This window comes from Oleiphilus sp. HI0080, assembly GCF_001635135.1.
The window spans coordinates 1-8949 of sequence record NZ_LWFU01000333.1; the positions used below are offsets into that span (position 1 = coordinate 1).

At 48.2% G+C, this 8949-nt stretch carries 8 protein-coding genes and 1 pseudogene; all 9 read left to right on the forward strand.

Translation table 11 applies throughout. The features are described from left to right. Positions 1-443: pseudogene (locus A3751_RS22630) on the forward strand (hypothetical protein); the annotation flags it as partial. Continuing rightward, entirely contained in the window at positions 443-1117 is a 675-nt protein-coding gene (locus A3751_RS04395) for a PilN domain-containing protein (RefSeq protein WP_068452625.1), read from the forward strand. The pseudogene A3751_RS22630 and the gene A3751_RS04395, both read left to right, overlap by 1 nt. Continuing rightward, complete coding sequence (locus A3751_RS04400; RefSeq protein ID WP_068452627.1) at positions 1107-1805, forward strand: hypothetical protein; 699 nt, start codon at positions 1107-1109, stop codon at positions 1803-1805. Before A3751_RS04395 ends, A3751_RS04400 begins: the two co-directional genes overlap by 11 nt. After that, positions 1798-2154 carry a hypothetical protein gene (locus A3751_RS04405; protein ID WP_082863053.1) on the forward strand — a complete coding sequence of 119 codons (357 nt, stop codon included), beginning with the start codon at positions 1798-1800 and terminating at the stop codon, positions 2152-2154. The genes A3751_RS04400 and A3751_RS04405 overlap by 8 nt, the downstream gene beginning before the upstream one ends. 92 nt (positions 2155-2246) lie before the next feature. Beyond that, complete coding sequence (gene mshL / locus A3751_RS04410) at positions 2247-3920, forward strand: pilus (MSHA type) biogenesis protein MshL (RefSeq protein ID WP_156492250.1); 1674 nt, start codon at positions 2247-2249, stop codon at positions 3918-3920. 8 nt (positions 3921-3928) lie between these two features. Then, positions 3929-4882: an ExeA family protein gene (locus tag A3751_RS04415; protein WP_068452630.1), complete on the forward strand. Its 954-nt coding sequence runs from the start codon at positions 3929-3931 to the stop codon at positions 4880-4882. Next, on the forward strand, positions 4879-6129 hold the full coding sequence (locus tag A3751_RS04420) for a hypothetical protein (protein ID WP_068452633.1): 1251 nt from the start codon (positions 4879-4881) through the stop codon (positions 6127-6129). The genes A3751_RS04415 and A3751_RS04420 overlap by 4 nt, the downstream gene beginning before the upstream one ends. 40 nt (positions 6130-6169) lie before the next feature. Continuing rightward, positions 6170-7936 (forward strand): GspE/PulE family protein, encoded by a 1767-nt coding sequence (locus A3751_RS04425; RefSeq protein WP_068452636.1) that lies wholly within the window; start codon positions 6170-6172, stop codon positions 7934-7936. 2 nt (positions 7937-7938) lie between these two features. Continuing rightward, positions 7939-8949 (forward strand): type II secretion system F family protein (locus A3751_RS04430; RefSeq protein WP_068452638.1); only part of this gene is annotated, 1011 nt, incomplete at its 3' end.

Sequence of the window (8949 nt, forward strand, 5' to 3'; positions counted from 1 at the left end):
TTGATATTGCTGAGCTGTGTTTGAGAAATGTGGCGGTTACGCAAGTGTCAGACCCAGAAAGGCCAGTCGCTATGTTGTATCTCCGGCGAGGCGCAGGGATTATGGTATTCGTCAAAGATCATAGCCTTTATTTGGCGCGACATTTTGACTTCTCTACAGAAGCTTTGAACGAGCCTTCTCAGCAAGAGCAAGTGATTCAACAACTTGCTCTCGAAGTACAACGCTCTTTTGATTACTTTGAAAGTCAGTTAGGACAGCGCCCCCCTGGCGAGCTAATACTTTTTGGCCCTGACCCAAGTACACCTTTGGCGAATATGCTTGGTGGAAGCATTACCGCAAAAGTGATCGGCCTAGATTTAAATCCCCTGAATATGGAAAACGACTTAGAAGCGATTAATGCGCTCGTGTCCGTTGGCGCAATGTATCGAGGGGAGCGTGACTAATGCAGCAAGTTAACCTCTATACCGAAGAGTTTCGCCCACGAATTGTCATTCTTCCGTTAATGCAGATGGCGGTGCTCTACGGGGTGCTGTTGAGNATACTCATTTTAATTTCAGTTTGGCTTAGTTTTGAACAGGCTGATCTGGACGCGCAGCTTGAGAATACGCGACAGAGTCTTAGTATCCAACGAGACGCGAAAACGTCTCTAGAGGCCAAGGTTGCGATGTTGCGGCTGGATGACGCCCTGCTCAGGCAAAACAAACGGCTTAAACAACAGATTCAAGCCCGCAAAGCACTTTTAGAAACACTCGACTCGGTATCGGTACGTGATACTCAAGGTTTTTCATCGTACATGGTCGGTTTGGCGCGTCAGACTAATCAGCAGCTATGGTTGACGCGTATCAATGTCGCCGAATCGGGCGCAAGTATGGCTCTTGAGGGGGTCGCAGTGTCTGGTAAGCAGGTGCCCGCTTACCTTGAGCGTTTGAAACAGGAGCCTGTATTCGTAGGACGAAACTTTACCACCTTCGATTTGAAGCAAGACGAGAAAAATGCGTCTCGAATCCATTTCCAGTTGCAGGCGGTGCCGAAAGAAACTGTTGAGTTGATCGTATCGCAGCGTCGCGGGTTACCCGATGCTACCAAGTTGGTAGAGGAGTCGCGAAATGAACGATAAGTGGATGCTGTTGCAAGAAAAAGCGGAAGCCCTTTCGGTTCGCGAACGCGTGATCATTTTTGCCACTGGTCTTATCTTTATCATCATACTTTGGTTGCAATTGTTCTTTTCTTCATGGGAAGTAAAGCACGAAGCCGCAAATCAAAGTTTATTGCTGGCTGAATCTGACCTCGCCGAGCTAAAAGCCGATATTCATACTTTAGAAGCAAAGTTGCAGCAGAACCCGAATGATCCTCTACAGGCAGAGAACAACGAGCTAGAGGAGCACTTCAATGAGCTTGGTGAAGAAATTAGAGAGCAGCTTGCGCATCTGATGCCGCCATCCCAAATGGCGCAAACCATGCAGGAAGTTTTGGCAGATTATAAGGGATTGACTCTTGTCTCTGCACGTAACCTCCCTGTTGAGCGCCTTGCTCTTGGCTCTTCTGAGGACGAAGGGAATGGAGATGATGCTGAGTCATTGGACAGAGAGGATACCTCTGAGGCTGGCGCTGTAATTTACTCCCACGGTTTCCAAATGACCTTGGAGGGAGGTTACTTCCAGGCGTTGCAGTTCTTGCAAGGCCTCGAAGAAATGAAAGGCTTTTACTGGCATGCGCTGGATTATCAAGTAGAGGATTATCCCAAAGGAATACTCACGATAGAGCTAAATACTTTAAGCCTGGAAGAGGAGTGGATTGGTGTCTAAGACAAAACAACTAGCGCTTCTCTTGGTAGGATTTATCTGGGTCGCCTGCGCGCAGGCGAATTACAAGCTGCCAAGCGGTGAGGTGTTGCAAGATCCAACCAGACCGCTCGGATTGCCAAAGGCACAGGCGAAAGCGAAACCCGAGATTAGCTATCGTTTGAGTTACATACTGCGCGCTGAGAACCGTAATCTCGCGATCGTGAATGGTAAGAAAGTTGCGGTTGGTGACGTTGTTAGCGGGGCAAAAGTGGTAGCGATTAGTTCTGATAGCGTGACGCTATCCGTAAAAGGTAAAAAGCGGGTGTTGGCAATGAGAATGCCCAGCAAAGATATCAAGATTAATCGTTAGATTCTGATATCGGACAGTAACAGAAATGTATGGTTGCCGAATCTAGGGCGGTCCTACAACCAAGGTGTATACGAACATGGCAAGGTGTTTAAATGGGTGAGTTAAAGTTTTTTCGAGTTTTGGTCATGGCAGGGTGTAGCTTGCTTTCGGCATGTGCTCACCAGAACGCACTGATGCAGTCGCCCAGTGCAAACACAACGGCAGGTATAGATCAGATAAATGAAGATCTAGACCAGATCCTTGAAAAGCCCGAACCACCCGCGCTTTCGAATGACGTCCTTTCGGCTTTAACCCCGGGAATAGAAGATGGAAGTAGCTTGGCCGCTGAGCCTCGCTTTGATATCTCGGTTGACCGTGTTCCCGCGGCAGAGTTTTTTGCTGGCCTTGTCGCTGGCACTTCCGAAAACATGGTTGTGCACCCTGATGTTTCCGGCCTTATTAGTCTGAATCTAAAAAACGTTACCGTCGAAGAAGTTCTAGAGGTGACGAAAGAAATATACGGTTATGAATACGAACGCAAAGATCGTCTGACAAAAGTCTTTGCAACCGGCATGCGAACCCGCATTTTTCACATTGATTACCTTGATGTGGTGAGACGCGGCGGCTCCGAAACGAGTGTGAGTTCTGGACAAATTACGATGGGGCCGAGCAACAATACGGATAGTGATGATTCGTCTCTGGGTGGTAACTCCCAGTCTGGTCGAGCCTCACGAGGAACACAGATTAATACGCAAAGCGAGCATAGTTTTTGGAGCAATTTGCAGAACACCCTCCAGTTAATTATCGGCTCGAAAGAAGGGAACTCTGTTGTATTAACGCCAAGCGCGGGTGTGATTGTTGTTCGCGCTGACTCGGAATCGTTAACGGCTGTGGAAAATTATCTTCGCCGTGCTGAGCTGATCATGCGACGCCAGGTTATTCTAGAAGCTAAAATTCTAGAAGTTGAATTAAACCAGTCTTATCAACAGGGTATTGACTGGACCTTTGCCGAAGCTGGTGAATTTACAGCCGCAGGTGTTGCTAGAAGATCCATTGACGTTGGATTAGATGCACGCACGGTAGCAAATGCCGTTGCCGGAGGCGGAGGCGTTTTTTCTTCTACTGTACGTCTTGGTAACTTTACGACCACCATTGATTTATTAGGTACGCAAGGCAATGTTCAGGTTCTTTCTAGCCCGAGAATTTCGACGGTAAATAATCAAAAAGCAGTGATTAAAGTAGGGAAGGATGAGTACTTTGTTACCGATATCGACTTTGAGTCAAACAACGATACAAACTCTAATTCTACAGATATTGAGCTAACACCGTTCTTCTCTGGAATCGCGCTCGATGTTACTCCCCAAATTAGTGAAGACGGTAAAATTGTTTTGCATGTGCATCCGTCGATTAGCAGCGTGGAAGATCAACAGAAGATTATTTCTATTTCGGGCGAAGATATCGATCTACCTCTGGCTCTTTCGACTATTCGTGAGTCAGATAGTGTGATTACTGCGGAAAATGGCCAGATTGTGGTGATCGGTGGCCTGATACAGACAATTAGCTCAGATGAGAATTCGTCGGTACCGTTTTTGTCAGAGATTCCATTGCTAGGTGAATTATTCAAGCAAAAATCCGAGAAAGAAAACAAAACTGAGTTGGTCATTCTATTGCGACCAACTATTACGGACGATTCTGTTTATGAATCGGATATTCGTGAGAGTCGGGAACGGTTTGGAAAGTTTCGTGATCAAATGGGGCAAGCGCCGGAAACTAACTTTTATCAGTGAGGCTTGTTATGTACGAGGCATTCTTCGGTCTGCGTGAAGCGCCTTTTACGCTGACACCCAACACCCATTTTTTCATGAAATCTGAAACGCATCGGCAAGGTTTAGAGACCTTGCTTGTTGCGTTAAATAATAAAGAAGGCTTCATAAAGCTCACCGGAGAGGTAGGAACCGGAAAGACCTTGCTTTGCAGGAAGCTGCTCAATGCCTTGGACGAGCATTATGTAACAGCCTACGTGCCGAATCCGCATTGTTCTCCAGAAACACTCTACTGCATGATCGCGGATGAGCTTGGTATTGACTGCCATGACGCGGCAGAAAGCAGCGGTTCTGCGCGATCTTTTACAACTGAAAGAAGCGTGCTCGCGCTCAAGCATATTAATGAGAAGCTTCTCGAACTGACGGCTGTCGGCAAACAAGTTGTGTTAATTATCGATGAAGCGCAGTCCATGCCGATGGAAACAATAGAGGCTTTGCGCCTGCTCACGAACTTGGAAACAGAGTCTGAAAAGCTCCTGCAGGTGATTTTATTTGGTCAACCCGAGCTTGACGATATGTTGTCTCGTGAGGAGTTACGACAACTCCGTCAACGAATTACCTTCCAGCACAAGCTTCAGCCTCTGACGCGGAATGATGTCGAAAGCTATATTTCTCATCGTATGATTCTAGCGGGCTATTCTGGTGATCGCTTGTTTGACGAAGGTGCGGTAACTCAACTTTATCGCGCCTCTGGTGGCATACCACGATTACTAAATGTCCTTTGTCATAAAGCACTGATGGCAGCTTATGGCAAAGGCAGTTCCATGGTGAAAAGAGAGCATATGAAGGGCGCGATTCAAGATACAGAGAGCGTCTATCGGAAAAAGCGTTTTAAACTGCCATGGCAGGTCACGGCGTGGATTGTTACGGTCACAACGCTTGGCAGTCTGACTGGATACCTGCAAATGGGAGGTCTGCTGGGATGAGTGTTATCAATGAGATGCTTAGAGATCTTGATGCTCGGATGGCAAACGAAAGACAAGCACCTTCAGGCTTACCTCGTTCGCTCGTGGCTCCGAAGTCACCCATGTCTCGGTGGCGGCTACTCATTGCTGTTTTGATGCTTGTTGTGGTCGTTATGAGCGCATGGTTTTTGTTAAAGCCAAGCGATACTCTGCCAGAGGGAGTGATGACCGACGCTGCGGGTCAATCCACATCGGCTATTATGAGTGACGCTTCGATCTCCAATCTCGAAGAAGCAGAACGTGCGCCGGTAGCACCTATGGATTCTAAGGAAGCAGCGCAAACCAAAAACGTCGAATATGCAGAGAATGGCCGCAAGCAGGCAGAGGAGACCAGCTCCGCTCAAGGCAAGCCGGCTCAAACCCAGCCGGCTCAAGCTAAGTCAGAGCAAGAGAGAGCGTTAACCGTCGCGTCTTCGGAGCCCGCACAAATCAGTACAGTGCAAGAAAAACCCGAGTTGCCTACTCAAACGGCCATCGATGCGGTATCGGTTAAGAAGGAGGAGGCGCCTTCGTCACAATTGGCTTCCAAAAAGGCAATAAGCGTCCAACAGCCAAAGAAGGCAGAGCCGGTTAATCAAACCCTTGCACGCGCTGACGCTGAGACGTCCTCGAAATCCTCTTCGGCAGGTGTCGTTTTGACGCCCAAGGCACAAGATCAGGCGAATGCACTACAGGCTGCGGAAGCCCTAAAAACGGGCTACGACCAGAACACAATCGATTCACTCTATCGTTATATTGCTGAAAATGAAGTCGACAGTCTGAGCCGTGTGGTGCTTGCTCGTACATTGCTTTCCCGACAGCGTTTAGAAGAAACGGGTGCATTGCTTGCGGCTGTCGATGGGCGTTCGATTGTCGCCTTGAGGGAAGTTAAGGCGCGTTGGTTTGCGGCACAAGGTAAGTTAAGTGCGGCTCTAGACGTGCTGAATAGCGCGCGTCCACCAGTAAAAGAAAACCTAGAATATTTTGCGTTGATGGCCTCGTATTATCAGCAAGAGGGTCAGTTTGCTGAAGCCGTAGACACATACTCGTTGTTGCTTGAGCAAAATTCTGATATCGCTGACTGGTGGGTCGGTATGGCAATTGGCCTCGATCAGATGCAGCGATATAACGATGCTGTGCTGGCTTATCGACAGGCTTTGGCTCTGCCAAATCTGAAAAGCTCTCTAGCGAGTTTTTCCCAGTCGCGCTTGCAACAACTTACGTTGTAAGTGTTCTTTCCTAACCAACTAGGCTAAAGATTTTCACAGTATGAGTGAACCGAAGAAAAAAATCCGGATTGGCGATCTTTTGATCCAGAATGGCGTTATCACTGAAGAGCAGTTGATGACGGCTCTGGGTGAGCAAAAAAAGTCTGGAAGAAAGCTGGGCCAGACGCTCATTGATCTTGGATACGTCGATGAAGACAGTTTGCTTAATCTGCTTTCTCGTCAGCTTGAAATCCCCTTCGTCCAGCTCAAGCACTATCAGTTTAATCAAGAGTTGATCAAAAAACTTCCGGAGGCATTGGCGAGACGATTTCGGGCTATAGTCTTGGATGAGCAGCAGGGTAGCTTGCTCATTGGTATGGCTGATCCAATGGATCTAATGGCTCTGGATGAAATTTCTCAAAAAGTACAACAACCTACGCGTCATGCCGTGGTCCGTGAAAGTGAGCTGCTTAGCACGCTCGATATGGTGTATCGACGAACGGACGAAATTTCGAACCTCGCAGAGGAGTTAGATAGCGAGCTTTCCGACGATGCATTTGATCTTGCCGAGCTTACAGCGACAGGCGATGACTCTGATGCTCCGGTGGTGAAACTGCTGCAATCGATTTTCGAAGATGGCGTGATGGCGCGAGCATCGGATATCCATATCGAACCGGATGAGAATGTGGTGCGCATTCGGTTGCGAATTGATGGTGTTTTGCAAGAGCAGGAAATGAAGGAAACGCGGATTAATGCTGCGCTAGTTCTTCGCTTGAAATTGATGTCGGGACTGAATATCTCTGAAAAGCGCGTTCCGCAAGATGGGCGGTTTAATATTCGCGTCAAGAACCGGTCGATTGATGTACGGTTATCCACAATGCCTACCCAGTACGGCGAATCAGTCGTAATGCGTTTGCTAGATCAAACCGATGGAATGCTCGGTTTAGAGCATAGCGGGATGCCAGATCAGATACTCAAACGCTTTAAAGCTTCCATTACTCGACCGCATGGTTTGATTCTGGTAACGGGGCCAACCGGTAGTGGTAAAACAACGACATTGTATGGTGCGTTGCAGCGCTTGAACAAACCCGAAGTGAAGATTATTACCGCAGAAGACCCCGTAGAATATCGTTTGCCGCGCATTACACAGGTGCAGGTAAATCCTAAAGTGGGATTAACGTTTGCGTCCGTCTTGCGCGCGTGCTTGCGTCAAGACCCCGACGTCGTTCTCGTTGGCGAAATGCGAGATCAGGAAACAGCGGAAATTGGCTTACGCGCTGCGATGACAGGTCACTTGGTGATGTCTACGTTGCATACCAATGATGCGGTTAGTTCCGCTATGCGCTTGATCGATATGGGTGCAGAGCCCTACTTGGTTGCAAGTTCACTTCTGGGCGTTATGGCTCAGCGATTGGTACGGCGAGTTTGCGACAATTGCGGTACCGACTATGAGCCTTCGGCTCAAGAGCGCGTATGGTTGACCAATCTCGTCTCCGAGGAAGAGCCTATTCCTGAAGGGTTCAAACACGGTTCTGGCTGCTATCAGTGCAGTAATACCGGCTACAAGGGGCGTATCGGCATCTATGAATGGCTTGAGATGGATCAAGGGACTCTGAGCGCACTCCGTCGTGCTGACCCAGATGCGTTTGAAAAAGCTGCACGGGCGAATCCATACTTTAGGCCTTTGGAGCTATGTGCTTTGGATTACGCCAAGCAGGGGCTCACCAGCCTCGATGAAGTATTCCGTGTCTCGGCGACGCTTCACGATAGTGACCCAGAAGACGACGATCACTTTGAGCTAGATCTGGATATTGACGAGGTTTTCTAATCATGGCGACGTATAAATATCAGGGGCGCAATAGTAAGGGTGAGGCCGTTAACGGCCAACTCGTTGTGGCGTCGCAGAATGCGGCTGCCAATGAGCTAGCGCGTCAGGGTATTACGCCGATTAGAATTGTTGAGGAAGCTGAAAAAGCAGGAAAAGAACTCAGCATCAACTTTGATATTTTTCCTAAGAAAGTCACGCTTGATGAGTTGATAATCTTTTGTCGTCAGATGAATGCACTCGCTCGAGCAGGTATTCCCATCATTAGAGCGATGAAGGGCTTGGCTGAATCGACGCGCTCCGAGAAATTGAAAGAGACCTTGATGGATGTCGCCAGTAGGCTTGAGTCTGGTACCAATCTCGCGTCATCGATGCAGGCTCACCCAAAAGTATTCAGTGAATTGTTCATTAGTATGATTCATGTGGGTGAGAATACGGGTCAGCTCGAGGAGGCTTTTCATCAGCTTTCGGAAAACCTAGAGCTAGAGAGAGACACGCGTAAGCGCGTAAAGCAGGCGACACGCTACCCTACCATGGTATTGTCAGCGATTTTCATCGCGCTGTTTATTGTTAATATTTTTGTTATCCCTAAGTTTGCAAGTGTCTTTAAAAAGTTTGGCGCTGATTTGCCTCTACCCACCCAAATACTGGTGGCGACCTCTAACTTTTGTCTGGAGTATTGGTGGCTCATGATTGGTTTGGTGATAGCGGCGATCTTCAGCTTTCGTTATTGGGTGCGGACGGAAAAGGGAAAATATGAGTGGGACCGTCGAAAGTTAAATTTTCCAATCGTCGGCATTTTGTTTGAACAGATCACCTTGTCCAGGTTCACTCGCAATTTTGCCATGATGCTGAAAGCGGGAATGCCGATCACTCACGCGTTGGCGATCGCAGCTGAAGCGGCCGGAAATCACTATATTGCATCCCGAATTGTCGAAATGAAGAACTCGATAGAACGCGGCGATAGCTTGCTTCGTTCAGCGCGCAGTACTGAAGTCTTCACACCCTTGGTTTTG